The sequence below is a fragment of the Streptomyces sp. NPDC060031 genome (assembly GCF_042736805.1).
In the GTDB taxonomy this organism is placed as follows: domain Bacteria; phylum Actinomycetota; class Actinomycetes; order Streptomycetales; family Streptomycetaceae; genus Streptomyces.
In genome coordinates, this window is record NZ_JBHWVM010000022.1 from 29,453 (window position 1) to 54,785 (window position 25,333).

Consider the following 25,333-nt stretch of genomic DNA (forward strand, 5'->3'; position numbering starts at 1 on the left):
CGATTTCCGGCCCTCCACTCCGTCCGTGCGAACCGCACGTGCGTCCTGGTGCAAAGGGCCTCCCGGGCGGACGACCCCATGCCGTCCGCTGAGATTCGACACCCGTGGATCGGACGTCGACCTGCAAGGGATATTCCCCGAACAGGCCAGGCCATGCCATGGCATATGACGGACGCTCGGTGAATCCCTGGTGAAGGCCTCGGGAGGAGGGCGCGCCGGGGGACGAGAGGAGCGAGAGGGTGTGATAAGCGCCGAAAGGGCGTCAGACCGGGACGTCAGGTCCCGTAGCGCCGGTGGCGGGCCGCGTAGTCGCGCAGGGCGCGCAGGAAGTCGACCTTGCGGAAGGCCGGCCAGAAGACCTCGCAGAAGTAGTACTCGGAGTGCGCGCTCTGCCACAGCATGAATCCGGACAGGCGCTGCTCGCCGCTGGTGCGGATCACGAGGTCCGGGTCGGGCTGGCCGCGCGTGTAGAGGTGCTCCGCGATGTGGTCGATGTCCAGGATCTCGGCGAGCTCCTCGAAGGAGGTGCCCTTCTCCGCGTGCTCCAGGAGCAGCGAGCGGACCGCGTCGGCGATCTCCTGGCGGCCGCCGTAGCCGACGGCGACGTTGACCAGTATCCCGTCGACGCCGTGGGTGGCCTCCTCGGCCTCCTTCAGGACGTTCTGGGTCCCGGCAGGGAGGATGTCGAGGTTGCCGACGTGGTGCACGCGCCAGCGGCCGTCCGCGGCGAGGCCCCGCACGGTGTTCTCGATGATGTTGAGCAGGGGACGGAGCTCGACCTCGGGCCGGTCGAGGTTGTCCGTGGAGAGCATCCACAGGGTGACGACCTCGACGTCCGTCTCGGTGCACCAGCCCAGCATCTCGGAGATCTTGTCGGCCCCGGCCTGGTGGCCCTGCTCCGTCGTGCCTCCGGACGCCTTGGCCCAGCGCCTGTTCCCGTCCAGGATGACGCCGATGTGCTTGGGTGCCGCGTCATGGTCGAGGCGGCCTTCCACCCGGCGTGCGTAGAGCTTGTACACCAGGTCGCGCAGCTTCACGATCTTCCAGCCCCTCCGAGCAATGCCCCCGTGCGAATTGCGGTCCCTCCCCCGAGTCCGCCACATTACTGCGCGGCGGGATCCGGTACCCAACTCGGTCTGTCACAAGTCCGTGATAGGGAGGACATCGTGACTGATACCAATCCCTATCGGGCAGAGCCCTCGCGCTACGACTCCATGGAGTACCGCCGCACCGGCCGCAGCGGCCTCAAGCTCCCCGCCATCTCCCTCGGCCTCTGGCACAACTTCGGCGACGACAAGTCCCTGGAGTCCCAGCGGGAGATCCTTCGCCGGGCCTTCGACCTCGGCGTCACCCACTTCGACCTCGCCAACAACTACGGCCCGCCCCCCGGCTCGGCCGAGCTCAACTTCGGCAAGATCTTCGCGCAGGACTTCGCGTCCCACCGCGAGGAGCTGGTGCTGTCCACCAAGGCCGGCTACCTGATGCACCCCGGGCCGTACGGCGAGTGGGGCAGCCGCAAGTACCTGCTCGGCTCGCTCGACGCCTCCCTGAAGCGGATGGGCGTGGACTACGTCGACATCTTCTACTCGCACCGCTTCGACCCGGACACCCCGCTGGAGGAGACCATGGGCGCGCTCGCGTCCGCGGTCCGGCAGGGCAAGGCGCTGTACGTGGGCGTCTCCTCCTACACCGCCGAGCAGACGGCCGAGGCGGCCGGGATCCTGCGCGAGATGGGGGTGCGGCCGCTGATCCACCAGCCCTCGTACTCCATGATCAACCGCTGGACGGAGGAGGACGGCCTGCTGGACACCCTGGAGGAGGCCGGCATGGGCTGCATCTCCTTCGTGCCGCTCGCGCAGGGGCTGCTGACCGGCAAGTACCTGAAGGGGATCCCGGAGGGCTCCCGGGCCACCCAGGGCAAGTCCCTGAACCCGGACCTGCTCTCGGACGAGGTGGTCCGCCGCCTGAACGGGCTGAACGACATCGCGGCGCGGCGCGGGCAGAGCCTGGCGCAGCTGGCGCTGAACTGGGTGCTCCGCGACGAGCGGATGACGTCGGCGCTGATCGGCGCGTCGAGCGTGAAGCAGCTGGAGGAAAACGTGGCCGCGCTGGCGGGCGCTGCGCTGTCGGAGCAGGAACTGAAGGAGATCGACTCCTTCGCCGTGTCCACCCCCGGCGCCAACATCTGGGCCCAGCGCGGCTGACCTGCGCTTTTCGCGAGTCGGTCGGCAAAGAGGCCAGGAGACAAAAAACGGGCCGGTCCGTGGGGGGGATACGGACCGGCCCGAGGGGGGGGTTCCACCATAACCCTTCGTAAAGCGTGATGCGTGCATTGCCGCGCGATGATTACGCTCCGAAATCACCCAGCCGCACTGAGGTGCTTGTTCCGGCGGCCCGGAAGGGCCGACCGGGACCCCCTTCCGGCCTCCCCGGGGCCCCGCAGCACTGGGGAGAGCCGGTGCGGGGGCCGCGGCGGCAGTCCGGGAACACCCCCGGGCGATCCATACCCCCCTCCCGTACCCCCCAAGAGCGACCCCGGCCGGGAGCGTCGGCTTGACGCCCCTGCCGGGGAGCGCGCGGCCGCCCTAGGGTGGCCCGCATGGCGAACTGGCAGGACGGCGACGGCACCCTCCGGGTCGGGGCGGTGGAGGTCCCGCTCGAGATCGCCGCCTCATACCGGGCCCGGACCCGCGGGCTGCTCGGGCGGGACGGGATCGAGGGGGCGCTGCTGCTGACCCCGGCGGGCAGCGTGCACACCTTCCGGATGCGCTTCCCCATCGACGTGGCCTACCTGGACCGGAACCTGCGCGTCCGCGCCGTGGTCACCATGCCCCCCGGCCGCCTGGGCCTCCCGCGCCCGCGCTCCCGGCACGTTCTGGAGTCGCAGGCCGGCGCGATGGCCGCCTGGGGCCTGCGCGTGGGGAGCCGCCTGGAGATACGAACGGCCAACGGGCGAGACGCCCCCTAGGTCCTGGAGGGCCGCGGGCGGTAGGTTGGGGCGGTTGAGCTGGGGTGGCAGGGGAGCGGCATGACGGAGAACGCGCGGATCAAGGCGCTGGAGCAGATCATGCCGGCGACGCACGGCGCCGACGAGGACATCGACTGGCGCGCGGCGGAGGCCGCATGGGGCACCCGTTTCCCCGCCGACTTCGTCGCGTTCATGGGCCGCTTCGGTGCGGGTTCCATCAACGGCGAGGCCAGCATCCTGCTTCCGCTGCCCAAGCCCGGGCTCCAGTGGGTCCCCGCCGAGATGGCGGAGGAGACGGACAGCGCCCGTCAGGCCTGGGGCGCGGACGGCGGGCGGGCCGCCTTCGACGTGGACCCGGAGTCGATCATCGCCTGGGGCGTGACCGGCGGCTCCGACATCCTGTGCTGGCTCACCACCGACCCGGACCCGGACCGCTGGCCGGTGCTGGTCGTCGGGCGGCACACCGCCGACTCCTTCGCGGTGTACCCGTACGGCATGGCCGAATTCCTCTACCGCCTGTGCTCGGACGAGTTCGACATGAGCCCCGTCAGCATCACCTTCTGGGACGGTGGGCACCTCAGCTTCGTGCACTGGCGCAAGGCCCAGCGGCGCTGGCAGGAGGGCCGCAACCCCGAGACCGGCGAGCCGGACCCGTACGCCGGCGACTTCACCGACTGAGGACCGCGCTCCATCCCCACCGCACCTCTCAGCCCGTTTCCGCGACCGGAAACTGGCTTTTCGGTATGTCTACGCGCGTCAGAATTCTGGATCACATATCGGAAAACACCAGCCGGAAAAGCCGCACTTGGAGCATTGACCACAAGTGCCGACCCAATGGAATCAACCGCCCACCTTCAGGAGAGAATTCCGGCCAACGGGCCAGGAAGGACACCGCAGCCCGGAGCAACTCATAAGTAATAACGGGACTCAAAAGAAAATCAGGGGAATACACCCGTGCGACGAAGAATCTTCGGCTCGGCCGCCACCGCGGTCGCGCTGGGCCTGCTGACACCTCTGGCCGGTTGCGGCATTTCCACGGACGGCGGCGCAGGTGACGGCGGGACGCTCCGCCTTGTCGCCGCCGAATACGGCGACAGCGCGGCCACCGGTTCAGCATCCTTCTGGGACAAGGTGACCGCCGATTTCACCGCCGCCCACCCCGGTATCAAGGTCGAGGTGCAGCTCCTCCCCTGGACCGACATCGACCGCGAGGTCTCCCGTATGGTCAAGGCCGGCAAAGCGCCGGACATGGCCCTCATGGGCGCCTATTCGGACTTCGCGGCGCAGGGCAAGCTCTATTCCGCGGACGAACTCCTCTCGCTCACCGCGGAGGCGAACTTCCTCCAGCCGCTCGCCGAGGCCGGATCCGTCGGCAGCACCCTCTACGGCCTGCCCTTCGTGGCGAGCAGCCGCCTCCTCTTCTACAACGAGGGCCTGTTCTCCAAGGCCGGCGTCAGCGCCCCCAGGACCTGGTCGGAGCTCAAGAGCGCCGCCAAGGCCCTCAAGGACAAGGGCGTGAAGTTCCCGTACGCCATGCCCCTGGGCCCGGAGGAGGCGCACGCCGAGGCGATGATCTGGGAGCTCAGCAACGGCGGCGGCTACGCCGACAGCAGCGGCAACTACAGCCTGGCATCCGACCAGAACATCCAGACCTTCCGCTGGATCAAGGACAACCTGGTCACCCCCGGCCTGGTCGGCCCCACCCCGCCGGCCCAGCTCAACCGCGCCGACGCCTTCGCCGCCTTCACGCGCGGCGAGGTCGGCATGCTCAACGGCTACCCCTCGCTGGCCCACGAGGCGCGCGCCAAGGGCATCAGCGTCGGCACGGTCGCCATGCCGGTCTCGGACACCCTCGGCTCCGGCGAGGTCACGCCGACCGTGGGCGTGGCCGACTGGATGATGGCGTTCAAGCAGCACGGCCACCGCGCGGAGATCGGCGCGTTCCTGGACTTCGTCTACCAGGACGAGAACCTGTCGGAGTTCGCGGACCGCTACCACCTGCTGCCGTCCACCGTCTCCGCCTCCCGCACCCCGTCCGGCGGCGGGATCGACAACAACGACCAGCAGTTCCTGACCGCCCTGCGCGGCGCGCAGCTCTACCCGGTGAACGACCCGGACTGGGTGACCGTCAGCGACACCATCAAGCGCAACATCGGGCGGGCCGTGGAACCGTCCGGCGACCCCAAGGCCGTCCTGGAGGACATCGCCTCCAAGGCGAACGACGCGGGCAAGAAGCGCTGAACGGCCCCGCGAACCCGGGACTTTCGACCCCTGCCGCACACCATCCCTTGCGGCATCATGGCTGCTACGGCCCTTGATCCAAGGCCGCGGCCCAGTCGCCCGCCGAGCACCCACAAGGTGCGCGGGGCGGCCGGCGCACCCACCCTCGCAGCCCGCCCCGCCCCCGCCCCGCCCCCGTACCCGCGGCCCCTAGGACTGCTTGCCGGTGTCCTGGGAGAACGCCGTGCGGTACTCCTCGCAGCTGGAGTTCCAGGGCAGGGAGCCGGTGAGGGTCCCGTAGCCCGTGCGGGTGACCTCCCATTCCACCGTGTACACACCGGTGTCACATGCGATGCGCCTGCCGCCCGGAACCTTCACGCGCCCCGTCGCCGGCCGGTCGGCCAGTTCCTGGCGCACCTCCGCCGCCTTCGCCCGGCCGTGGGTGCGCAGCACGGCGTGCACGACGATCGGGTGCCTGCCGTCCTTGGTGGTCAGCGCCTTCTTCACCACCGTCGAGTCCGACACCGACCAGGCGAACTCGAACACCGGCTGCCAGGCCAGGGTCTTGGGGTCGGGGATCTCGCGCTTGTAGTCCTCGGCGCCCTTGGGCCCCGGGCCGGTGACCGTCTCGTACTGGATGGACGGCCGGAGGCGGAACTGCGCCTCCACCTTGTGCATCTCGTCCTTGGTCCACATCGACTTCATCTTCTTCTCGTCGCCGCCCGGGTCCTGGAGGTACGCCGCGCCCTCCGCGGCGGTGGCGGCGCTCCGGACGATGGCCGGGGCGAGGGCCGTCGCTGCGGTGGCGAGGGCGAGAGCGGCGATGCGGGTGCGCTTCATGCGGGGTCCAACGGGACGCTCCGGCGGGCCGGAACGACACCGGGCGCCCTTTCACCCGTACGGGAAACACGTGGAATCCCCTGGGATTCGGAATACCGGCCCGGGCCCGCTCGTTGGTGAGCACCGGGACAACGACAAGATCGTCAGGGGGACGGCGTGGGGGACGGCGCGAGCGTGAACGGCACCGTGGAGCCGGGCTGGGAGCCCGTACGCGAGGAGTTCGAGGCCTTCGTGGCGGCCGAAGAGGTCTCGCCCGAGGCCCAGTTGACGGTGTACCACCACGACCGGCGCGTGGTCGACCTGTACGCGGGCGAGAGCACCGGGGCCGACACCCTCAGCGGGGTCTTCTCCCTCACCAAGGGCGCCTCCCACCTCGTGGTGGCGCTGCTCGCGCAGGACGGCGTACTGGATCTGGACCGGCCGGTGTGGGCGTACTGGCCCGAGTTCACCGGCGACGGCAAGGAGCGGCTGACCGTACGGCAGCTGGCCGCCCACCAGTCCGGGCTGATCAACGCCGACGAGGGCTTCGACTACGACGAGCTCGCGGACGACGCGGTGATCGCGGCGCGGCTCGCGCGGCAGAAGCCGTACTGGGAGCCCGGGACCGCCTACGGCTACCACGCCTTCGTGATCGGCGCGCTGACCGGCGAGGTGGTCCGGCGGGCGACCGGGCGCTCGCTCCAGGAGGTGTACGAGGAGCGGATCCGTGCCCCGTACGGGCTGGACCTGTACCTCGGCATGCCGCAGGACTACGCCGTCCAATGCCGCTGGGAACCGGTGCTGGAGATGCTGCCGACTCCCGCGCAGCTCGCCGCACAAGCGGACGCGGCCGCGCCGCCGGAGCTGCTGCCGGTGGCCTTCAATCTGCACCGGGAGCCGCCGATGGACCTGGTGGCGTACGCCAACCACCCGCGGGTACGGGCTCTGGGCCCGGCCTCGGCGGGCGGCATCGGCTCGGCGCGGGGCGTGGCCGCGCTGTACGCGGCGGCCATCAGCGGGCTGGGCGACCGGGCGCCGCTGCTGGAGCCGGGGACGGCGGCCGAGGTCGCGCGGCTCCAGTCGGCGGGCGCGGACCGGGTGACGGGCGAGCCGGACCACTTCGGGCTGGGCTTCGAGCGGCAGCCGGCCGTGGGCCCGCGGGCCTTCGGGCACTCCGGCGCGGCGGGCGGGCAGGGTTTCGCCGACCCGGCGACGGGGATCGCGTACGGGTACACGCGCCGCCGCTTCGGCTTCCCGGGCGGGCTGGCTCCGGAGAACGCGGGCCTGACGGCGGCGGTGCTGGAGGTGGCGCGGGGCCTGTAGGGCCCCGGGCCCCGCCCCGCCCCCGCCCCGGCCCCGGCCCCGCCCCGGCTCAGGCCTGGCCGGTCTCGAAGCGGCTGATGCGGTCGTCCGCGGTGACGTCGAACCGCCAGGCGGTGCGCATCTCGCCCCAGGTGTCGTTGCGGTAGTCCACGACCAGGGCGCGGCCGCCGTCGGACTCGGAGGCGACCGCCATGTGGCCGCCGGAGGAGAAGACCTCCTTCTCGGCCCACTGGGCGAGGTCCCGGTCGGAGCCGTCGTCGGACATCGTGGCGTCCGGGGTGAGGAGCGCCTGGAAGGCGCCCTGGTCCCCCGCGTTGACGGCGGCGACGAAGGCGCGGACGGCGGGGTCGGACAGCTGGCTCGGCTCGATCACGGGGGCCTCCTGGGCAGGCGTGCTCGTACGGTGCTGCGTGCGCGACCAGGGAACACCCCCGGCCGGGCCGGGGCGCCGACCCTCACCCGTTCGGCACCGGACGGCGTGTCAGGACGCGGTCCGGACGGGCCGGGACGCGGTCAGGACGAGGGGCCGGTGCGGACCGGGAAGCCGGTCGGCCGGCCCTCCGCCTTGAGCCAGGACAGCACCTGGTCGAGGGCGTCGACGGTCTGGGAGCGGTTGCCTCCGCCGTCGTGGAAGAGGACGGTCTGACCGTTCCTGATCTCGTTCTTGACGGTGTTGACGATGGCCGCGGCGCCCGGTTTGCTGAAGTCCTTGCTGTCGACGTTCCAGCCCAGCGGGCGCATGCCGTGCGCCGCGGCGATGCGCCGGCTGTCGGGGGTGAACGCGCCGCCGGGGGCGCGGTAGTACTCCACCTTGACCCCGTCGCCCGCGGCCTGCTCGATCAGCTTCTTCGCGTCGAGGATCTGCTTCTCCTGGTACTCCAGGGGCTTCTTGTCCATCCTCACGTCGTGGTCCATGGTGTGGTCGCACAGCCGGTGACCTCCCGCGACGACCTCCTTGACCAGGTCCGGGTGGTCCCTGGCCTGCGGGCCGATCATGCAGAAGGTCGCCTTCACGTCGTACTTCTTCAGTACCTGGAGGACCTTCGGGGTCCACTGGGGGTCGGGCCCGTCGTCGATGGTGATGTTGACGGCGTCCCTGCCGCTCTCCGAGTCGTGGGTCAGCCCGTCGGGCACCTGCTGCGGTGACCCGGGAGAGCCGGGATTCGCCGGGTCGTCCGACTGCCGGGAGGCGTTCCCGTCGCGTGGGTGACGGCCCGGCTCGACGACGGTCGCCACTCCCCACACGGTAGCCGCCAGGGCCACGGCCGCTGCCGCGATGGCTATTCGGGCCTTGGCGCCCTGCGTGAGGCTCCGCACCGCGCCGGGCTTGTCCGTACGGGTCATCAGATGTCCACTCCCATCCGCCTTTGTGAGCGTCTCCCTGGTCAGGACGCTTCGCGGCGCGGAGGAGTTCCAGCTAATTCCCCCATAAATTCCAGGTAATGGGACTTTGGTCCTTCATTGTCCTGAATTCCAGTCCGGGGGACGGCTGCCGCTGACACCGAGCCCGACGCCTGTGCATCCCCCTCCACGCACGACAGACCGGCCCGGTCCCCGCGGATGTGTCCATCCGTCGGGGCCGGGCCGGTCTGTCGCGTGCCGGGCGGTGCGGCGAGGGCTCAGTGGGCGATCGCCTGCGGAGCCTGGGCCGCCTGGGCCTCGCCCGGGGCGCTGTCGCCCTGGGCCGGGCCGGCGCCCCGCAGCGGGACCTCCTTGACGAACCAGGCCGCCAGGAAGCCCAGTACGGCGATGCCCGCGCCGAGCAGGAACGCCGAGTGCGTACCCGCGGCGACCGCGTGCTGGTAGGCGTCGCGTACGGCCTCCGGCAGCTTCGCCAGGCTCGCCGCGTCCAGCTGGGCGGACCCGGCGGCCTGCGCGGCCTGCGGCCCGAGGCGGTCGGACATGGTGTCCGTGACCTGACTGGTGAAGAGGGAGCCCATCAGCGCGACGCCGAAGGAGCCGCCGAGCGTACGGAACAGGGTGGCCGAGGAGGACGCGACACCCATGTCCTTCATCTCGACGCTGTTCTGCGCGACCAGCATGGTGATCTGCATCAGGAAGCCGAGGCCGGCGCCGAGGACGGCCATGTACACGCCGGACATCAGGCGGCTGGTGCCGGTGTCCATCGTCGCGAGCAGGAAGAGCCCGACGACCATGAGCGCGCCACCGACTATCGGGAAGATCTTGTACTTGCCGCTGTTGGTGGTGATGCGGCCCGCGATCAGCGAGACGACCATCATCGAGAGCAGCATCGGCAGGAGCAGCAGGCCGGAGTTGGTGGCGGAGGCGCCCTGCACCGACTGCTGGAAGAGCGGCAGGTAGAGCACGCCGCCGAACATCGCGAAACCGACCAGGAAGCCGATCACGGACATGAGGGTGAAGTTGCGGCTGCGGAAGATGTGCAGCGGCATGACCGGCTCGGCGGCCTTGGTCTCGGCGTAGATGAACGCGGCGATGGACACGATGCCGACGATGATCAGGCCGATGATCTCGACCGAACCCCAGGCGTACTCGGTCCCGCCCCAAGTGGTGACCAGCACGGTGGAGGTGATCGCGACGGTCAGGAGCGCCGCTCCGAGGTAGTCGATCTGCCCCTGGGCCTTCTTCTTGGGCAGGTGCAGCACCGCGGTCACCATGGCGAGGGCCACGGCACCGAGCGGGAGGTTGATGTAGAAGGACCAGCGCCAGCCCATGTGGTCGGTGATCGTGCCGCCGACCAGCGGTCCGCCGATCATCGCGAGGGCCATCACGCCGGCCATCATGCCCTGGTACTTGCCGCGCTCACGGGGCGGGATCAGGTCGCCGATGATCGCCATCACGCCGACCATCAGGCCACCGGCGCCGAGGCCCTGGATGGCGCGGAAGCCGATGAGCTGACCCATGTCCTGGGCCATGCCGCTGAGCGCGGAGCCGATCAGGAAGATCACGATCGAGGTGAGGAAGGAGCCCTTCCGCCCGTACATGTCGCCGATCTTGCCCCAGATGGGGGTCGAGGCGGCCGTGGCCAGCGTGTAGGCGGTGACCACCCAGGACAGGTGCTCCAGGCCGCCGAGCTCGCCGACGATCGTGGGCATCGCGGTACCGATGATCATGTTGTCCAGCATGGCCAGCAACATTGCGATCATGAGCGCCATCAGGACGACCCGTACGCTGCGCGGCTTCACCTCCTCCGAGGTCTCCGCCGTCTTCGTCATCTCGACCATGTTCCACTCCCCTGTACCGCACGCACCCGCACCCGGCACTTACTTGCCGCCCGGCTAGTTCACTACACTGGGGAAGGTAGACCCGTAACTAGCCGGGCGTCAAGTAAGTAATTCTTTGGGAGAGCCATGTCCAGCAGCAGTCCGCAGCAGCGCCGTGGCAACACGGGCCAGCGCATCCAGGACGTCGCGCTGGAGCTCTTCGCCGAGCAGGGTTACGAGAAGACGTCGCTGCGCGAGATCGCGGAGCGGCTGGAGGTCACGAAGGCGGCGCTGTACTACCACTTCAAGACCAAGGAAGACATCATCATCAGCATCTTCGACGACGTCACGCGGCCGATCGACGAGCTGATCGAGTGGGCGGAGCAGCAGCCGCGCACGCTGGAGATGAAGCGCGAGGTCCTGCGCCGCTACAGCGAGGCGATGGCGGGCGGTGCGTCGCTGTACCGCTTCATGCAGGAGAACCAGGCGACGATGCGGGAGCTGAGCATCGGGGAGACGGTCAAGAAGCGGCTCTTCGCCCTGGTGGAGCTGCTCCGCACGGAGGACGGGCCGCTGACGAACCAAGTGCGGTGCGTGAGCGCGCTGTTCACTCTGCACGCGGGGATGATGTTCCTCCAGCACGTGGAGGGCGACCCGGAGGAGACCCGGCAGGCGGCCCTGGAGGTCGCGACGGACCTCATCACGCAGGCGCACCAGGAGGTGTAGCCGTCGGGGGTCGGTTCACTCGATCCGGGAGTTTGAGGCAAGGACCGCTACTCTCCGTAATCATGTCGGCTACTTTTGGTGAGGTGCGCTGGCCGGACGGGCCGCCCGGCGCCTGAGCCGAAGGACCCGCCATGATGCTCCGCTCCGCCCTCGCCGCCGCTGCCCTCGCCACCGCCGCGCTCGTCGCCGCCATCACCACCGCCACCGCCACCGCGCCGGCCACGGCCTCGGCGCCTGCTCACGCCGCCCCGGTCGCCGATCTCGACTACGTCGCCCTGGGCGACTCCTACAGCGCCGGCTCCTTCGTACGGCCGTGGACCGACGACGGGTGCGGGCGCTCCGAGCAGAACTACCCGCGCCAGACGGCCCGGCGGCTCAAGCTGCGGCTCACCGATGCCACCTGTTCCGCCGCCGAGATCAGAGCCGGGGTCCTGGCGCCCCAGTCCGAGCTGAAGGGGCCGCCGTCCGTGCCACCGCCGGGCGGGTGGGCCGCCAAGCCGGCGCAGGTCACGGCGCTTTCCGCCGGCACGGACCTCGTCACGCTCGGGATCGGCGGCAATTCCATCGGCTTCGCCGACATCGTCGAGACCTGCGTGAAACGGGGCCTGGTCGCCTTCGGCATGGGCCGCCCCTGCGCCAGCCACTACACGCGCGGCGAGGCCGCCTCCCGCCTCGACGCACGGTTCACCGCCCTGGAGGCCGATTTCGCGACCGCGCTGAAGGACATCCGCTCGCGCGCCCCGCACGCCAAGGTCGCGGTCGTGGGGTACCCGGCCGTCGTGGACGACCGTGCCGGCTGCGACTTCGGCGCCTGGCACCAACTGGGCACGGTCGCCAAGGGGGACATGCCCTGGCTCGACACCCTGGAGCGGCGGCTCAACACCGTCCTGCGCGAGCAGGCGCGGCGGGGCGGCGCGGTGTACGTCGACACGTACGCCTCCAGTACCGGGCACGGGGTCTGCGCGGCGGCCGGCCAGCGCTGGATGTACGGGATCAAGGACAGCCTGACCGGCCCTGGCGGCCAGAGCGACCCGCCCTCGCAGACCTGTCGCTCCATCCCGGGCAGGGGCGAGGCCTGCACCGTCCTGCACCCCAACCTGCGCGGCGCCACCCACCAGGCCGACCTCGTCACCCGGGCGCTGACCGCGATGGGGGCGGTCAGGAGATGACCCGTGTACGTGCTCAGGCGGTCGCGCCGATGAGGGCGGCGAGGGTGTCGGCGTAGCGGTCCGGGTGGGCGACGTGGGGGCGTGGCCTTCCCCCTCCAGCGTCCGCACCCGTACCCGGCCGAGCGCGGGGGCGAGTTCGGCGAGGATCACGGGGAACCACGCCGGGCTCCCGCTACCCGTGGTCAGCAGGGCGGGGCCCGCGTAGCGGGAGAGTCCGGCGAGGTCGAGGGAGGCCCGGGCCGGGTCGGCCAGCTCGTCCGCGAAGGGGTTCGGAAGGTCATCATCACCCGATGCGGCGGTCCTGCCCGGCGATCGGGATGTCGTTGATGCTGGCCTCGCGGCGGCGCATCAGGCCGGCCTCGTCGAACTCCCACTGCTCGTTGCCGTGGCTGCGCCACCACTGGCCGGCGGCGTCGTGCCACTCGTACTCGAAGCGGACCGAGATGCGGTTGCCGGTGTACGCCCACAGCTCCTTGCGCAGCCGGTAGTCGAGCTCGCGCTCCCACTTGTCGGCGAGGAAGGCCCGGATCTCGGCGCGGCCGGTGAGGAAGCGGTCGCGATTGCGCCAGACCGAGTCCTCGCTATAGGCGAGGGCGACGCGTTCGGGGTCGCGGCTGTTCCAGGCGTCCTCGGCCGCCTGGACCTTGGCGCGGGCGCTCTCTTCGGTGAAGGGCGGCAGGGGCGGGCGTACGGCGGCAGCGGTCATGGTGGTCACCTCTCGTGACACGGCGGCGAGAACGTGCGTTCCCACCGTAGAGAACGCACGTTCTCACCGCAAGCGAAACTGGACTACGCTGCCCTCATGGACGACGAAGAGGCCCGGACCCGCCTGCTGGACGCGGCGGAGGCGCTGTTCTACGCCGACGGCATCCAGGCCGTCGGCATGGACCGCATCCGCGCCGAGTCCGGAGTACCGCTCAAGCGGCTCTACCGGGTCTTCCCCGCGAAGGAAGCCCTGGTCACCGCATACCTGGAACGCCGCGACCGCCGCTGGATGACCAGCCTGCGCGACGCGGCGGCCGGGGCCCCCGACCCCGTCGCGGCCGTCTTCGACTGGCTGGCCCAGTGGTTCTCGGAGCCGGACTTCCGGGGCTGCGCCTTCCTGAACGCGTACGGGGAACTGGGCGCGGGCCCCTCCGGAATCCTGGACCTCGTACGCCGCCACAAGGCGGAACTGCGGGCCCTGCTGGCCGAACTGGCCGGCTCCGGGCGGGACGAACTGGCCGACCAGCTGCTGATCCTGGTCGAGGGCGCGACGGCGGTCGCCGCCCTCGACCCCGGCCCCGCCCCGGCCAGACGCGCGGGCGAGGCCGCCGCCGCCCTGATCGGCGGCCGGGCGCACTGACGCGCGCTAGGGGACGCTGCGGGGGAAGGTGATCTCGACCCGGCGGTTCTTCTTGCGGCCTTCCTCGGTGCCGTTGTCGGCGATCGGGTAGTCCTCGCTGTAGCCGCGCACGTCGAAGACCACGCCCGGATTGGTGACGGTCTTGGCCAGCTCGGCCTGCACGGCGTCGGCGCGCTGCTTGGAGAGCTCCTGCCCGTGCTCGTAACTCCCCTGGTCGTCGGTGAACCCGAAGACCCGGACGCGGGTCGCCTTCTGCTGGTTGATCTCGTTGCCGATGGCCTGTATCCGGGCGGCCGCCTGCGCGTTGAAGACTGCACTGTTCTCGGGGAAGAGCACCTCGGACTGCAGCGCCATCATGACGGTCTGATTGGTCTCCTGCCGCCGCTGCTCCCCGCCGAGGTCTTCGACGACCTCTGCGATGTCGAGCACCTTGACCGGCGCGAGGGTCCCGCCCTGGGGGATCTTCAACCCGGGCGAATTGGAGTCGATGGCCACGGGCGCGGCCGCCGAAGGCTCCGTCCCGGGCGGCACGGAAGGCTGAACGCCGTCGGCGTACGCACCGGTCGCACCGATGAGGTGCCCCCCGGCGATGACGAGCCCGACGATGGCCGTGGCGGCGGCTGCTCGAGGGCGTCCGGTCAGATCGGTCATGGCGTCACCCTGAAATCTTGACGGTGGCCGTGGCGAAGGTGGGAAGCGTGAACTCGACCTCGGTGGTGGTGGTCGGCGGCGCCGGGAACTGAGCGAAGAAGGGGACCACCTGACCCGGGTCGACGCTGGAGATCCCCGTGGTGCAGAGACAGCGGGACTCGGTGTCCCGAAGTACGTAGTAGCGCTTCTTGCCCGCCTTGTCGACCAGGGTTGCCCCCGCCACCGATTCCCCGGTGCCGTTCAGCTCAACCCCGCGCCAGGCGGCGGTGTTCTGGTACGACTGGCTGCCCGTGTTCTTGATCTGTCCGTTGATGGTGACGAAGCCACCGGCCTCCCGCCGTACCGAGTTGACCGCCAGGGTCACACCGGCCTCACCGGTCAGGGTGGCGATGACCTCGGTCGGTTCCGAGCTCTGGCCCTTGCTCGGAACAGGCGCCTGCGATCCTGCCCCTTGGGGCTGAGGCGCCGCGGACTTCTGCGGGTCCTTCGACTTGTCGTCACCACCGCCATCGTCACCGCATCCGGCCAACGTGAGGGCCAAGACCGCCGCAACCGCAACGGCCGCTCCCCCGCGGGCTTTCACCGTGTGCCGCATGCTCATCTGCACTGCTTCCTTGTCGTTCGTTCGGCTGCCGGTCGGTCGATGAGGCAGTCAGGCGGGTCAAGCGGTCAGGCGCACCTCGAAGAGCTTTCTCCCCAACGTGCGCCAAGGATCAGGCTTCGAAGGATCGAAGGTGATTCCCTCTCCGCCCTTGCACGCGATCTTGATGGGCCCGGGCTTCGGCTCCCCGCCATCGGCAGGCGAGGGCTGCCCACCCGCATCGCCGGACGGCCGCTCAAGATGACAGCGAGGCTCGATCACCGCGGTGGCGTCGGCCGTTCCGTGCATGGCGCCCGTTCCCGGAATCACCGAATCCCCCACCGTGCCGTTCGTCTCCACCTTGACCGTGAAGCTCAGGGCCGCGCGGCTGCAGGTCGCCTTGGCCTCGTTCTTCCCCGCGAACGCCTTCGCCTGCCCGCAGGCCCCGGTCATGTCGAAGAGCTTCCCGTTGACGACGTCCTCCCAGTCCTTGGGCTGGAGATCGGCAAGAGTCACCCCGGGAACCAGGTGGTCCCTGGCGCTGCGCGCCGCCGCCAGGGCCGCTGCGTCGGCGGCCCCCTGCGCATCGCTGCGCGTGACCGCCGCCTGGCCGATGACGAAGAAGGCGAGCGCGGCGAAGAGCAGGCCCGCCACCACCACCACGTAGACGGGAAAGGCCTGCCCCCGGTCGCACCCGCGCTTCACCCACGCGGCCACTAGCCGGCCTTGATGTTCTTCACCGCTTCCTTGATGCGCTTGGTGATCTCCGAGCCCACGCCCGAACCGACGATCGCTCCGATGATCACGACGACCACCAGGATGATCCCCAGGTACTCGAACGCGGTCTGCCCCCGGTCCTGATTCGCGTAGCGCCTGCGGATCCTTGCGACCGCCGTGTCCGTCCAGTCGGTCAGACGGATCTTCGCGTCGACCGTTGCTTTCAGCACCACATGCTGTGACATGGGGGTTCCCTCCCGGTCCGGTACCGCCGTCGATTTGCGGACGGTACGGCGAGTCACGGGTCGTTACCAAGGGTCCCGGGGCCCAAATACGGACCCACTGCGCATGGCGTCTACCCATGTCCAGCCACCCCCGGATGGGCTGTTCCCAGCCAGCGGGCTATTGCCTCGCTGCGGGTCGTGCTGTGGAGTTTGGCGAAGATGCGGTTGATGTGGTTCTTGACCGTCTTCTCGCTGATGAAGCAGGTGGCGGCGATCTGCTGGTTGCTCATCCCGGACGCGATCAGGTCCATGATCTCCACCTCCCTGGAACTCAGCCCGAAGGCAAGCGAGTTGTGCAGGCGCTCAGAAGACTGTGCCACAGTCCGTTGCGGATGCGAAGAGGTCCTGAGTTCCGCGAGCACCGCGCTCGCCGCCGTCGGGCTGAAGTGGGCGCGGCCCGCGCAGACGTCGCGGACCGCCGTGACCAGGTGGTCCGGCGTGAACTCGCCGTGGACCAGGTACCCGCCCGCGCCCAGCAGGAGCGCCTCGCGGACGATCTCCGCTTCCCGGCTGTACGTCAGCATCAGCACCGGGGCGAGGCGGACCAGGTGCGGGAGTGCCGAGATGCCGTCGACGCCCGGCATGCGGACGTCGAGCAGGATCACGTCCGGGGCGTGCAGCCGGGTGAGGTGCAGGGCCTCGCGGCCGTCCACCGCCTGGGCGACGACCTCCAGGTCGTCGACCGTGGCCAGCAGGGCAGCCAGGCCCGCCCGTACGACCGGGTTGTCGTCGGCGATCAGGACGCTGAGCGGGATCATCACCGGCCCCCTTCCCGGGTCAGGGCCGCCAGCGGGAGGGCCACGCGGACCCGGGTGCCCGGGCCGGACGGGCGGGCGCCGATGTCGAGGCGGGCCCCGATCGCCGCCGCGCGTTCCGCCATGCCCAGCAGGCCGAAGTGCCCCCGGCCCGGCAAGGAGGGCAGATCCGCTCCGCCGTCCGGCAGGCCGCGGCCGTCGTCCTCGATCGTCAGGGTCAGGTGCGTGGCGCAGACGGCCGCCTCGATGTCGATGCGCGAAGCCCCCGCGTGCCGGCGGGCGTTCTCCAGGGCCTCCGCGGCCATCGACAGCAAGTGGCGTGCCACCGCGCCCGGGACCACCGGCAGGACGCCCACGGCCCGCAGCTCCGCTCCCTGCGCGAGCCCGCGCAGTTCGCCCAGCAACGAGACCCCCGGCGCGTCCAGATCCCGCCGCAGGTCCGTCAGGAGCTCGCGGGACTCCGCCGCCGCGCGACGGGCCGCGTGCGCCACCGATTCGGCCTGGCGGCGGACCGCCGCCGGGTCCGTGGTGCGGGCGAGGGCGTCCGCGGCCAGTGCCAGGCCGTGCAGGGTCTTCGACACCGAGTCGTGCATCTCGCGCGCGAGGTGGTCCCGTTCGGCCCGGACCGCCTCGGCCACCGCCAGGCGGGCCCGGGTCTCGGTCAGGGCCCGCCCCGCCGCCCCGAAGCGGAAGAGCAGGTCCCGCAGGCACACCCCCGCCGCGCCGGCCAGTACGCACAGGGCGGCCAGCACCGGCCCGCCCGCCACCGCGGCCACCACGACCGCCTGGACGGCCGCGTACAGCGCCGAGCCGCGCCAGCCGTAGAGCAGCCCGGCCAGCAGCGGAGTGCAGACCGACACGAAGGCGAGCGGCGACGAGGGGGTGGCGGTGACCAGGAGCAGGGCGCTGAAGGCCATGTCCGCCGCCAGCAGCCAGCGGTGGCGCAGCAGCAGCGGCCCGAAGCGCTCCCAGTCGCGGAAGAGCGCGTACGAGAGCATGAAGGTGAGGAGGATCGCGCCGGCCACGAGGTACGTCGGCCCCCCGCGCGCGGTGCGCCCCAGGGCCAGCGGCGCCCCCAGGCCGATCATCACCAGCCGGAACGCGAAGACCCGGCGGCACAGGGCCTGGAGCGCGTTCACCTGGAGTGCCGGGGAGGGAGACGCGGGCGGAGGCGGAGGCGGAGGCGAAGGCGAACGAGCCGCCGAGGCCGCGCGCACCCCGGCCCGGCCCGCCGACGAGAGGTCGATGGCCGCCATGGCTCACCCGCCCCCGAGCATCGCGCCGAAGTCCACGTTCGCCCCGTAGACGAAGCCGCAGACGAGCAGGATCAGGGTCCCCGGCAGCATGAACACGGTGACGGCGAAGGTGGCCTTGGGCACGGCCCGGGCGGCGCGCCGCCGGGCGTTCTGCGCGTCCGTACGCCGCATGTCCTCGGCGATGGCGATGAGGGTGTCCACGATCGGGGAGCCCAGCTCCTCGCCCTGCTGCAGGGCGGTGACGAACTGCGCGACCTGCTCGGAGTCGTTGCGCCGCCGCAGGTCGTCGAAGGCCTGGCGACGGCTGACTCCCATGTCCATCTGCTGCAGGGTGATGCGGATCTCGTCGGCCCACGGGCCCTCGTACTTGGCCGCCACCCGGTCCAGCGCCTGCCGGAAGCCGAGACCGGCGCTCACCACGACGGCCAGCACGTCCAGGAAGTCCGGCAGTGTCCGCTCGATGTGGTCGCGGCGCATGCGGATCGCCGACCACAGGCCGGCCTCGATCCAGAAGAACCCGAAGGCGACCATCAGCAGCGCCGGCACCAGCTGGTCGTTGAGCAGCATCGAGACCGCGCCGAGCGCGCCGAGGAACCCGTACACCGCGCGCCGCGCCGCGTACCGGTCGATGGTGAGACCGGCCGGGTTTCCGGCCATGTCGATCTGGCGGCGCTTGCGGGCCACTCGGCCGCGGCCCATCAGGCGCAGCACCAGCGGGGCGTACCGGATGCCGAGCCGGTCCACGGCCGAGCCGACCGCCGTCGTACGCGTGGCGCCGACTTCGAGGGCGAGCGCGAGGTCGGTGGGGAGTTTGACGTCCGCCCGGTAGAGGCGCAGGCCGTGGAAGGCGCCGAAGACGGACACCGCCACGGCCAGGGCGAGGAGAAGAGCGATCACGGTGTCCCTGTCCCCCTCACACGTCGATCTTGGACAGCCGGCGGATGAGCACGAACCCCAGCGTGAACAGGCCCAGGGAGACCAGCACCGCCGTCTGACCGAGGAAGGCCCCGGTCATGCGGTCCAGCGCGCCCGGCATCATCTGGTTCACCAGCAGCAGCGACCCGAGTCCGATCGCCGGGACCAGGTACGCCGTCACCGTCACCTGGGACAGCTGCGTACGGATCTCGCGCCGGGTCTCCTTGCGCTGCTCCAGGGTCACCGTGAGGTTGCGCAGGCTGCCCACGATCGCGCCTCCCGCGCGGGCCGACAGGACGAGGGTGGAGACCAGGACGACCAGTTCGCGCGACGGGAGGCGCTGCGTCAGCTCCCCCAGGGACTCCTCGATGGAGTGGCCCACCGCGAGGCGGTCCGCCACCCGGGAGAGCTCCTCGCCCGCGGGGGCCTCCAGTTCCTCGGCCGCTATGCCGATGGCCGTACGCAGGGCCAGCCCGGCCTGGGTGGCGTTGGCCAGGATGCGGGCGAGTTCGGGGAGCTGGTTGATGAACCGTTCCGTGCGGCGGGTGCGCTGCCAGTTGAGGAACGCGTTCGCCGCCCAGAGGCCGATCAGGCCCGCGACCGGCCCGAAGAACGGGGCCAGCAGGGACGCCGCGATCAGCCAGATGCCCGCCACCGAGCCCAGCATGTAGACGAAGAACTCCCCCGGCGTGAGGTCCAGCCCGGTCGTGGCGAGCTTGAGCTCGATCCGGCGGCCCAGCCGGGTGCGGCGCAGCCGCCGGTCCAGCCCGCGGAAGCGGCGCCCGCGGCCGATCGGCTCGGGGGCGCCGCTCGCGGAGAGGCGTTCGATGAGGGCGGCGCGCTGGGCGTGGCCGGCGGCGTACGCGTGCACGCCCAGCACCACGAGTACGCAGGTCAGCAGCGTGGCGCCGAGGGTGAGGAGGATCAGTGGATTCACAGGGCGGTCCGGGTGGTGCGGGGGCCGGGCAGGGGGCCGAGGGGGTTGTGGGGATCAAGGGGGTTGTGGGGATCGAGGGGGTCGTCCGACTGGGGGGCGGCGACCCCGAACCCCTGCGGGATCGGCTGGTTGTTCATGTACAGGCGGTCGGCGACGCGCCGCGGCAGCGGGTAGTACTGGAAGTAGCCCCGCACGCGGTTGTCGGGTCCGATCGGCTGGACCACGAACCGGCAGATCGGGATGATGCGGAAGGGCTCGCGGCCGTGTGAGTCGAGGACGGAGATCTCCGTGATGCGGCGCGAGCCGTCGCCGAAGCGGGTGAGCTGGACGACGATGTTCACGGCGCTGTTGATCTGGTCCTGGAGCGCCTCGAAGGGGATCTCCACCTCCGACATGGAGGCGAGCGTCTGCAGGCGCATCAGGGCGTCCTGCGAGCTGTTGGCGTGGACGGTGGCCAGGGAGCCGTCGTGGCCGGTGGACATCGCCTGGAGCATGTCGAGCGTCTCGCCGCCCCGGACCTCGCCGACGATGATGCGGTCGGGGCGCATGCGCAGGGAGTTGCGTACGAGGTCGCGGATGGTGATCCGCCCCTTGCCCTCGACGTTCGCCGGCCGGGATTCGAGGCGGATGACGTGGGCCTGCTGGAGCTGGAGTTCGGCCGAGTCCTCGATGGTGATGATCCGCTCACCCTCGGGGATCAGACCGGAGAGGGCGTTGAGCAGCGTGGTCTTGCCGGTGCCGGTGGCGCCGGAGACGATCACGTTCATCTTCGCCTGGACCAGGCCGGACAGCAGGAGCAGCATCTGCTCGTCGAGCGAGCCGAGGCCGATCATCTCGTGCAGGGTGAAGGCGCGCGGGAAGCGGCGGATGGTGAGCGTGGCGCCGGTCAGGGAGAGCGGCGGGATGATGACGTTGACGCGCTCGCCGCTCGGCAGCCGCGCGTCGACCATCGGATTCGCCTCGTCGACACGGCGGTTGACGGTGGAGACGATGCGCTCGATGGTCTGCATCAGCTGGTCGTGCGAGGCGAAGCGCAGGGGGAGCTGCTCGACCCGGCCGCCGCGCTCGACGAAGATCTGGTCGGGGCCGTTGACCATGATCTCGGAGATGGACGGGTCTTCGAGGAGCGGTTCGAGCACGCCGAGCCCGAGGGCCTCGTCGACGACCCGGCGGATCAGCTGCGCGCGCTCGGCGGTGGAGAGGACGGGCCCCTCGCGGCTGATGATGTGGCCGAGTACGCGCTCCAGGCGCGCCCGGCGCTCGGCGGGCGCGAGCGCGGACATCTCGGCGAGGTCGATCTCCTCCAGCAGCTTGGCGCGGTACGAGGAGACCAGGCGGCCGTCCTCGCGGGGGCCGTGGCGGTCGTCGGGGGTGTTGACCCGGGAACGCAGGCTCATCGTCAGGGTCCCTTCGGGTCGTCGTTGGGCATGACCGCGGTGGCCACGGCGTCCGAGATGTCGAGGCCGGGCACGATGGAGTTGACGCGGATCGTCGCGGTGGCGGTCACCGCGTCGGCGCTCTTGGTCACGACGACCCGGATGTCCAGGCCGCCCTTCACCGAGGCGGCGCCCGCCGCCTCACCGCCGTCGCCGTTACGGGCCTCCACGCGCGCGGCGGTACGGGCGGCCGTGTCCGCCTGCTCGTGGACGTACGCCACCCAGCCGAGCTGGATCCCGCACAGCGCGACGAAGAGCAGGATCGGCACGAAGCCGATGTATTCGAGGGCGACCTGGCCGCGGTCGGAGCGCCACACGGGGGCGTGGCCACGGTGCATCGGGTTCCGGTTCAAGGCCGCTCCCTCTCCATCGCCGCGCCGGCCGTGCCGTCGATCGCGCCGAAGCCCAGCCCGGGGAACAGGACGGGGATGTTGAGGCTGACCGTGGCCCGGTAGACGTCGCCGGACTCCTCGCACCGCACCGTGAGGGCCCACGCGGCCGAGATGTGCTCCCCGGCCGCCGCCGCGCACGCACCGGGTCCCTTCACGGCCCCCGCCCGCGCGGCCTCGTCGGCCGCGTTGCCCGCCAGGGAGAAGGCGTAGCCGATCAGGACGCACTCCCACACCGCCGTCACGAGCAGCAGGATCAGCGGCACGGTGCCGACGAACTCCACCGCCACCTGCCCCCGGTCGGAGCGCAGCCGTCTCGGCCCCGGCATCCGTCAGCCCTCCCGGCCGCGGCGCGACCAGGCGCCGAGGGGGCCCAGCGCGCCCCGGTCGCCGCCGCGCAGGCGGGCCACCGGCCCGGAGGGGCGGACCGCCAGGGCGGAGCCGCCGCCGGGCGGTTCGGGCGCGGCGGCGGCCGCCGGGTCCTGCGGCGGGGCCAGCAGGCCCAGTTCGCCCGCGAGGGCCCACAGGGCCTGTTTCACCGTCGAGCGGTTGTCCAGGTCCTGCACCCGGCCCGCGTCCACGACCGCCTGGAGTTCCTTGAAGGCGGCCGGGACGGGGGTGCGGGTGGCCCGGGTCTTGGTGATCTTCTCGATCAGGGCGGGCTGGATCTCGGTGTGCTTGGTCCAGCGGTTGACGACCATCGAGGTGTCCTCGGCCTTGCGCACCTGGAGCCGCTCCCACATCCGGACCATCCGCTTCGCGGCCCGCACCGCGACCACGTCCGGCGTGGTGACCAGCACCGCCACGTCGGCCATCTCCACGGCGGCGGCGTTCGCGCCGGTCACCTGGGTTCCGCAGTCGATGACGACCAGCTCGTAGCGGCCGCGCAGGGCGCCGACGATGTGCCGGGTGGCCCGGTCGTCGACCTCCTCGCCCCGCTCCCCGTCCGCCGGTGCCAGCAGCAGCGCGAGGCCCGTGCGGTCGTCGTACACCGCGTCCTGGAGCACGCGCGGCGAGATGTCCTGGATGCCGGCGAGGTCGGCGATGGAGCGCCGGAACTGCACGTCGAGGTACGAGCCCACGTCGCCCGCCTGGAGGTCCATGTCCACCAGGGCCGTACGCCGTCCGGCGGCGGCCGCGGCCAGCGCGAACTGCACCGCCGCGAAGGTGGTGCCCACGCCCCCCTTGGCCCCGGTCACCGTCACCACCCGGCCGCCCGGCCCGGTGCGCGGGTCCGGCCCCCGGCCCAGGTGGCGGCGTACGCCCACGGACCACTGGGCGGCGGCCTGGACGCGGGAGGCGAGCTCCTCGTACACGAGGGGGAGGCTGACCAGGCCGCGCGCGCCCGAGTCCATCGCGGCGGAGAAGAGCCCGGGTCCGGCGTCGGAGGAGACCAGCACCACGCCCACCGCCGGGAAGCGCAGGGCGACCTCGCGGATGACCTCCAGGGCGGGGACCGGGCCGATCCGCTCGTGGACCAGGACCACCTCGGGCAGGTCGTCGATGGATTCGGAGGCCAGCCGGGCGAGGGTGTCGAGCAGCGCCGTGGAGTCGGGGACGGGGACGGCCGGTTCGGCGGCCGGGAGCTGGCCGATGAGGGTCACGATGGCGCGGGCGGCGTCCGGGTCGCCGACCGCGGGGAGGATTCGGGTCGTCATCCGGGCCTCACTTGTCCCCGTCGAGGGTGTACGTGCGGTCGCTCGGGCCGGGCGCGGAGTCGGTGCCGGGGGCCACCAGGGCCAGGCGTACGTGTTCCGCGAAGGACTCGGCGTAGGCGACGCGCTGGGTGTCCTTGGTGTTCAGGGCGAAGGTGATCGGGACGGCTTCGGCCGGGCCCTTGCCGCTGTCCTTGTCGAGGGCGGTGAGCTTGCCGACGCCCAGGACCCGGGCGTTGGCGACGATGATCACCGAGCGGGACGGTTCGGTGTCCTTGGCGCCCTTGAAGGTGGCGATGATGTTGACCTTGGCGCCGGAGGTGATCTTGCCGGCCACGCCGGTCGCCGCGTCGATCATGATGGCGATCTCCTGCTCCCCGGGCTGGAGCTGCGGCTTGTCGACGAACATGTCCGACTGGAGCAGCGAGCCCTTCTTCAGGGTGGTGAGCGCGATCTTGTCCTTGAGTCCGCCGAGGTCGGTGACGGCGGTCTCGGACAGCCAGCGCTCGGGGACCGTGACCTCCTCGAACTGGCCCGCCGTCAGCGGGCTGTACGGCGCTATGTCGCCCTTCACGCGGTACGCGACCACCTCGGCCCCGACCTTGGAGTTGACGTCGCCGATCACCACGAGCACCCCGCCGAACGCCGCGAGGGCGCACAGGACGGACAGGAGCAGCAGGATGACGCCGCGGCGCTGGCGTGAGTTCATTTGCCGGACTACCTCGCCGTTCTTCGTGTCTTCGGGACGGTCAGGATCTGGATCTGGAGTACTGGCCGGCGTACGGGTCGGCCGTGGCCGCCCCGGGGCGGCCCGGCGGCGGGGCCGTCAGCGGCGCGGCGCAGAAGCCGCAGCGGTCGCCGATGAGCTCGTAGCCGCACCAGCGGCACTCCTCGCGGCGGACCGAGGCGACGAGCTGGTAGAGGACGGCGGGGTCCGGGATGGCGGCGGCGAACTCGACCAGCTTCGGCGTGCCCCACCAGGCGGGCGAGTCGGCCGGCAGCGGGTTCTCCATGACGCCCTGGACCCGCCAGGCGGGGGCCAGTTCGGCCGCGACCCAGTCGGAGGCGAGCTGGCCGCGGGCGAAGGTGAGGTGGGTGGCGAACTCGGGGCCGGGCGGCAACCCGCCGCCCCCGTGCGCCCCGTGCGCCCCGGGGGCGCCGAGCTTGACCAGGTGCGGTGCCGGGTTGGCCAGTACGCCGAACTGCGCGCTCGGCGCCCAGGACTTGGCGTGCGCCTTCAGCCCGACGGGGACCCGGTCGAGCTTGGCCACGGAACCGAGCAGCGCGCCCGCGTAGACGTAGTGGGAGAGCAGCCGGGCCGCGGAGGCGAGCACGCCGGGGCTGAAGTCGCAGACACTGAGCTGGCGCAGCTGACGTACCAGCAGGGCGGTTCCCAGCGGCGGCAGATCGATGTCGAGGAACGCGATCCGGTCGCTCTCCAGGATGGCCCGTACGGTGTGCAGCCGGCGGACGGCGGCGGTGGGCAGCCAGGGCGGTACGACGACCACGAGGTGCCCGTGGCGTTCGAGCAGGCCGGCCGTGTGGGCCAGGGAGCCCTCCAGGTCGATCTGGTCGGGCGGGGGCAGCACGGCGGCCGCCGGGGTGTGCCGGTCCGGGGCCGGCAGCACCAGATCGGCGCTGGTGACAGCAATGGCGGTCGGCACGCGAATCCCCCTGTTCACCCCGTACACCGCGGACGTTCTCTCCCGGCTCGCACCGGCGTCGCCCCGTCCCGCGCCCGCACAGACCCTGCGCGACCGCAAACGATCAACGCTCTTCCCCCGCCGGAGCCCCTTGCTCCAGCACCATATCCGCGTCGTCCCTGGCAGGGCAGGGGCTTGAGGATTCCCGTGCCGCGAGCACATGTCACAGGTGGCGGGAAACCCGGACAACCGGGATCGGCAGTCCGATCATTTCAAGCCACATTGCAAACACTCTTGACAGGGAGATTGGTCTGGACCAACTTGGCTGCGCTGCAACGTTTTCCGGGCGACCCCACTCGCCCC

The 25,333-nt window shown here is 71.3% G+C and carries 28 protein-coding genes; 8 read left to right on the forward strand and 20 right to left on the reverse strand.

The window, feature by feature from the left end; translation table 11 throughout:
• Positions 1-275: 275 nt before the first annotated feature.
• On the reverse strand, positions 276-1,037 hold the full coding sequence (locus tag ACFWB8_RS12680) for an isoprenyl transferase (protein ID WP_385225139.1): 762 nt from the start codon (positions 1,035-1,037) through the stop codon (positions 276-278).
• Between the two features lie 129 nt (positions 1,038-1,166).
• Here ACFWB8_RS12680 and mgrA point away from each other — a divergent pair, with 129 nt between their 5' ends.
• The 4 genes from mgrA (at position 1,167) to ACFWB8_RS12700 (ending at position 5,209) form a co-directional block, all read left to right on the forward strand.
• The gene (mgrA, locus tag ACFWB8_RS12685; protein WP_385225141.1) at positions 1,167-2,204 is read left to right on the forward strand and encodes an L-glyceraldehyde 3-phosphate reductase; all 1,038 of its coding nucleotides are present in this window, start codon (positions 1,167-1,169) and stop codon (positions 2,202-2,204) included.
• Between the two features lie 395 nt (positions 2,205-2,599).
• Positions 2,600-2,968, forward strand: coding sequence for a DUF192 domain-containing protein (locus ACFWB8_RS12690; RefSeq protein WP_385225143.1), 369 nt, complete (start codon positions 2,600-2,602; stop codon positions 2,966-2,968).
• 60 nt (positions 2,969-3,028) lie between these two features.
• Entirely contained in the window at positions 3,029-3,646 is a 618-nt protein-coding gene (locus tag ACFWB8_RS12695; protein ID WP_385225145.1) for an SMI1/KNR4 family protein, read from the forward strand.
• Between the two features lie 276 nt (positions 3,647-3,922).
• Positions 3,923-5,209, forward strand: coding sequence for an extracellular solute-binding protein (locus ACFWB8_RS12700; RefSeq protein ID WP_385225147.1), 1,287 nt, complete (start codon positions 3,923-3,925; stop codon positions 5,207-5,209).
• A gap of 189 nt (positions 5,210-5,398) precedes the next feature.
• Here ACFWB8_RS12700 and ACFWB8_RS12705 read toward each other — a convergent pair whose 3' ends face one another.
• On the reverse strand, positions 5,399-6,028 hold the full coding sequence (locus ACFWB8_RS12705) for a hypothetical protein (protein ID WP_385225149.1): 630 nt from the start codon (positions 6,026-6,028) through the stop codon (positions 5,399-5,401).
• A 174-nt stretch (positions 6,029-6,202) separates the two neighbouring features.
• Here ACFWB8_RS12705 and ACFWB8_RS12710 point away from each other — a divergent pair, with 174 nt between their 5' ends.
• A complete protein-coding gene (locus ACFWB8_RS12710) occupies positions 6,203-7,330 on the forward strand; it encodes a serine hydrolase domain-containing protein (protein WP_385225151.1) in 1,128 nt (375 codons plus the stop codon).
• Between the two features lie 49 nt (positions 7,331-7,379).
• Here the strand turns inward: ACFWB8_RS12710 and ACFWB8_RS12715 are convergent, their stop codons facing one another.
• From ACFWB8_RS12715 to ACFWB8_RS12725, 3 genes are all read right to left on the reverse strand, one after another.
• Positions 7,380-7,703, reverse strand: coding sequence for a nuclear transport factor 2 family protein (locus tag ACFWB8_RS12715; RefSeq protein WP_385225153.1), 324 nt, complete (start codon positions 7,701-7,703; stop codon positions 7,380-7,382).
• Positions 7,704-7,843: 140 nt separating this feature from the next.
• Positions 7,844-8,674, reverse strand: coding sequence for a polysaccharide deacetylase family protein (locus tag ACFWB8_RS12720; RefSeq protein WP_385225154.1), 831 nt, complete (start codon positions 8,672-8,674; stop codon positions 7,844-7,846).
• Between the two features lie 275 nt (positions 8,675-8,949).
• A complete protein-coding gene (locus tag ACFWB8_RS12725; RefSeq protein ID WP_385225156.1) occupies positions 8,950-10,533 on the reverse strand; it encodes an MDR family MFS transporter in 1,584 nt (527 codons plus the stop codon).
• 126 nt (positions 10,534-10,659) lie between these two features.
• Here ACFWB8_RS12725 and ACFWB8_RS12730 point away from each other — a divergent pair, with 126 nt between their 5' ends.
• Together ACFWB8_RS12730 and ACFWB8_RS12735 are read left to right on the forward strand one after the other, a co-directional pair.
• Positions 10,660-11,238 carry a TetR/AcrR family transcriptional regulator gene (locus ACFWB8_RS12730; protein ID WP_385225158.1) on the forward strand — a complete coding sequence of 193 codons (579 nt, stop codon included), beginning with the start codon at positions 10,660-10,662 and terminating at the stop codon, positions 11,236-11,238.
• Positions 11,239-11,369: 131 nt separating this feature from the next.
• Entirely contained in the window at positions 11,370-12,407 is a 1,038-nt protein-coding gene (locus ACFWB8_RS12735) for an SGNH/GDSL hydrolase family protein (RefSeq protein ID WP_385225160.1), read from the forward strand.
• A gap of 283 nt (positions 12,408-12,690) precedes the next feature.
• Here the strand turns inward: ACFWB8_RS12735 and ACFWB8_RS12740 are convergent, their stop codons facing one another.
• Positions 12,691-13,113, reverse strand: coding sequence for a nuclear transport factor 2 family protein (locus tag ACFWB8_RS12740; RefSeq protein WP_385225162.1), 423 nt, complete (start codon positions 13,111-13,113; stop codon positions 12,691-12,693).
• A 96-nt stretch (positions 13,114-13,209) separates the two neighbouring features.
• Here ACFWB8_RS12740 and ACFWB8_RS12745 point away from each other — a divergent pair, with 96 nt between their 5' ends.
• The gene (locus ACFWB8_RS12745; protein WP_385225164.1) at positions 13,210-13,752 is read left to right on the forward strand and encodes a TetR/AcrR family transcriptional regulator; all 543 of its coding nucleotides are present in this window, start codon (positions 13,210-13,212) and stop codon (positions 13,750-13,752) included.
• A gap of 6 nt (positions 13,753-13,758) precedes the next feature.
• Here the strand turns inward: ACFWB8_RS12745 and ACFWB8_RS12750 are convergent, their stop codons facing one another.
• The 14 genes from ACFWB8_RS12750 to ACFWB8_RS12815 form a co-directional block, all read right to left on the reverse strand.
• A complete protein-coding gene (locus ACFWB8_RS12750) occupies positions 13,759-14,403 on the reverse strand; it encodes an OmpA family protein (protein ID WP_385225166.1) in 645 nt (214 codons plus the stop codon).
• Positions 14,404-14,407: 4 nt separating this feature from the next.
• Complete coding sequence (locus ACFWB8_RS12755) at positions 14,408-15,004, reverse strand: hypothetical protein (protein ID WP_385225168.1); 597 nt, start codon at positions 15,002-15,004, stop codon at positions 14,408-14,410.
• A gap of 60 nt (positions 15,005-15,064) precedes the next feature.
• Complete coding sequence (locus tag ACFWB8_RS12760; RefSeq protein WP_385225170.1) at positions 15,065-15,700, reverse strand: pilus assembly protein TadG-related protein; 636 nt, start codon at positions 15,698-15,700, stop codon at positions 15,065-15,067.
• On the reverse strand, positions 15,700-15,945 hold the full coding sequence (locus ACFWB8_RS12765) for a hypothetical protein (RefSeq protein ID WP_385225172.1): 246 nt from the start codon (positions 15,943-15,945) through the stop codon (positions 15,700-15,702). The genes ACFWB8_RS12760 and ACFWB8_RS12765 overlap by 1 nt, the downstream gene beginning before the upstream one ends.
• 110 nt (positions 15,946-16,055) lie before the next feature.
• Positions 16,056-16,742, reverse strand: coding sequence for a response regulator (locus ACFWB8_RS12770; RefSeq protein ID WP_385225174.1), 687 nt, complete (start codon positions 16,740-16,742; stop codon positions 16,056-16,058).
• Positions 16,742-17,878, reverse strand: a complete 1,137-nt coding sequence (locus ACFWB8_RS12775; protein WP_385225176.1) for a sensor histidine kinase — start codon at positions 17,876-17,878, stop codon at positions 16,742-16,744. The genes ACFWB8_RS12770 and ACFWB8_RS12775 overlap by 1 nt, the downstream gene beginning before the upstream one ends.
• Before the next feature lie 120 nt (positions 17,879-17,998).
• Entirely contained in the window at positions 17,999-18,889 is an 891-nt protein-coding gene (locus tag ACFWB8_RS12780; RefSeq protein ID WP_385225274.1) for a DUF5936 domain-containing protein, read from the reverse strand.
• A 19-nt stretch (positions 18,890-18,908) separates the two neighbouring features.
• Entirely contained in the window at positions 18,909-19,847 is a 939-nt protein-coding gene (locus tag ACFWB8_RS12785; protein WP_385225178.1) for a type II secretion system F family protein, read from the reverse strand.
• Entirely contained in the window at positions 19,844-21,244 is a 1,401-nt protein-coding gene (locus ACFWB8_RS12790) for a CpaF family protein (RefSeq protein WP_385225180.1), read from the reverse strand. The genes ACFWB8_RS12785 and ACFWB8_RS12790 overlap by 4 nt, the downstream gene beginning before the upstream one ends.
• Before the next feature lie 2 nt (positions 21,245-21,246).
• Positions 21,247-21,636, reverse strand: coding sequence for a TadE/TadG family type IV pilus assembly protein (locus ACFWB8_RS12795; protein ID WP_385225182.1), 390 nt, complete (start codon positions 21,634-21,636; stop codon positions 21,247-21,249).
• Positions 21,633-22,001: a TadE/TadG family type IV pilus assembly protein gene (locus ACFWB8_RS12800; RefSeq protein WP_385225184.1), complete on the reverse strand. Its 369-nt coding sequence runs from the start codon at positions 21,999-22,001 to the stop codon at positions 21,633-21,635. The genes ACFWB8_RS12795 and ACFWB8_RS12800 overlap by 4 nt, the downstream gene beginning before the upstream one ends.
• 3 nt (positions 22,002-22,004) lie before the next feature.
• Complete coding sequence (locus tag ACFWB8_RS12805; RefSeq protein ID WP_385225186.1) at positions 22,005-23,330, reverse strand: CpaE family protein; 1,326 nt, start codon at positions 23,328-23,330, stop codon at positions 22,005-22,007.
• A gap of 7 nt (positions 23,331-23,337) precedes the next feature.
• The gene (gene cpaB / locus ACFWB8_RS12810) at positions 23,338-24,036 is read right to left on the reverse strand and encodes a Flp pilus assembly protein CpaB (protein WP_385225188.1); all 699 of its coding nucleotides are present in this window, start codon (positions 24,034-24,036) and stop codon (positions 23,338-23,340) included.
• A gap of 40 nt (positions 24,037-24,076) precedes the next feature.
• The gene (locus tag ACFWB8_RS12815) at positions 24,077-24,991 is read right to left on the reverse strand and encodes a hypothetical protein (protein WP_385225190.1); all 915 of its coding nucleotides are present in this window, start codon (positions 24,989-24,991) and stop codon (positions 24,077-24,079) included.
• Positions 24,992-25,333: the final 342 nt, after the last annotated feature.

Coding starts and splice junctions, on each gene's coding strand:
- ACFWB8_RS12755 (WP_385225168.1), bottom strand. CDS start 15,004: ATGAGCATGCGGCACACGGTGAAAGCCCGCGGGGGAGCGGCCGTTGCG.
- ACFWB8_RS12765 (WP_385225172.1), bottom strand. CDS start 15,945: ATGTCACAGCATGTGGTGCTGAAAGCAACGGTCGACGCGAAGATCCGT.
- ACFWB8_RS12735 (WP_385225160.1), top strand. CDS start 11,370: ATGATGCTCCGCTCCGCCCTCGCCGCCGCTGCCCTCGCCACCGCCGCG.
- ACFWB8_RS12790 (WP_385225180.1), bottom strand. CDS start 21,244: ATGAGCCTGCGTTCCCGGGTCAACACCCCCGACGACCGCCACGGCCCC.
- ACFWB8_RS12695 (WP_385225145.1), top strand. CDS start 3,029: ATGACGGAGAACGCGCGGATCAAGGCGCTGGAGCAGATCATGCCGGCG.
- ACFWB8_RS12705 (WP_385225149.1), bottom strand. CDS start 6,028: ATGAAGCGCACCCGCATCGCCGCTCTCGCCCTCGCCACCGCAGCGACG.
- ACFWB8_RS12725 (WP_385225156.1), bottom strand. CDS start 10,533: ATGGTCGAGATGACGAAGACGGCGGAGACCTCGGAGGAGGTGAAGCCG.
- ACFWB8_RS12690 (WP_385225143.1), top strand. CDS start 2,600: ATGGCGAACTGGCAGGACGGCGACGGCACCCTCCGGGTCGGGGCGGTG.
- ACFWB8_RS12805 (WP_385225186.1), bottom strand. CDS start 23,330: ATGACGACCCGAATCCTCCCCGCGGTCGGCGACCCGGACGCCGCCCGC.
- ACFWB8_RS12740 (WP_385225162.1), bottom strand. CDS start 13,113: ATGACCGCTGCCGCCGTACGCCCGCCCCTGCCGCCCTTCACCGAAGAG.
- cpaB (WP_385225188.1), bottom strand. CDS start 24,036: ATGAACTCACGCCAGCGCCGCGGCGTCATCCTGCTGCTCCTGTCCGTC.
- ACFWB8_RS12730 (WP_385225158.1), top strand. CDS start 10,660: ATGTCCAGCAGCAGTCCGCAGCAGCGCCGTGGCAACACGGGCCAGCGC.
- ACFWB8_RS12770 (WP_385225174.1), bottom strand. CDS start 16,742: ATGATCCCGCTCAGCGTCCTGATCGCCGACGACAACCCGGTCGTACGG.
- ACFWB8_RS12745 (WP_385225164.1), top strand. CDS start 13,210: ATGGACGACGAAGAGGCCCGGACCCGCCTGCTGGACGCGGCGGAGGCG.
- ACFWB8_RS12800 (WP_385225184.1), bottom strand. CDS start 22,001: ATGCCGGGGCCGAGACGGCTGCGCTCCGACCGGGGGCAGGTGGCGGTG.
- ACFWB8_RS12720 (WP_385225154.1), bottom strand. CDS start 8,674: ATGACCCGTACGGACAAGCCCGGCGCGGTGCGGAGCCTCACGCAGGGC.
- ACFWB8_RS12750 (WP_385225166.1), bottom strand. CDS start 14,403: ATGACCGATCTGACCGGACGCCCTCGAGCAGCCGCCGCCACGGCCATC.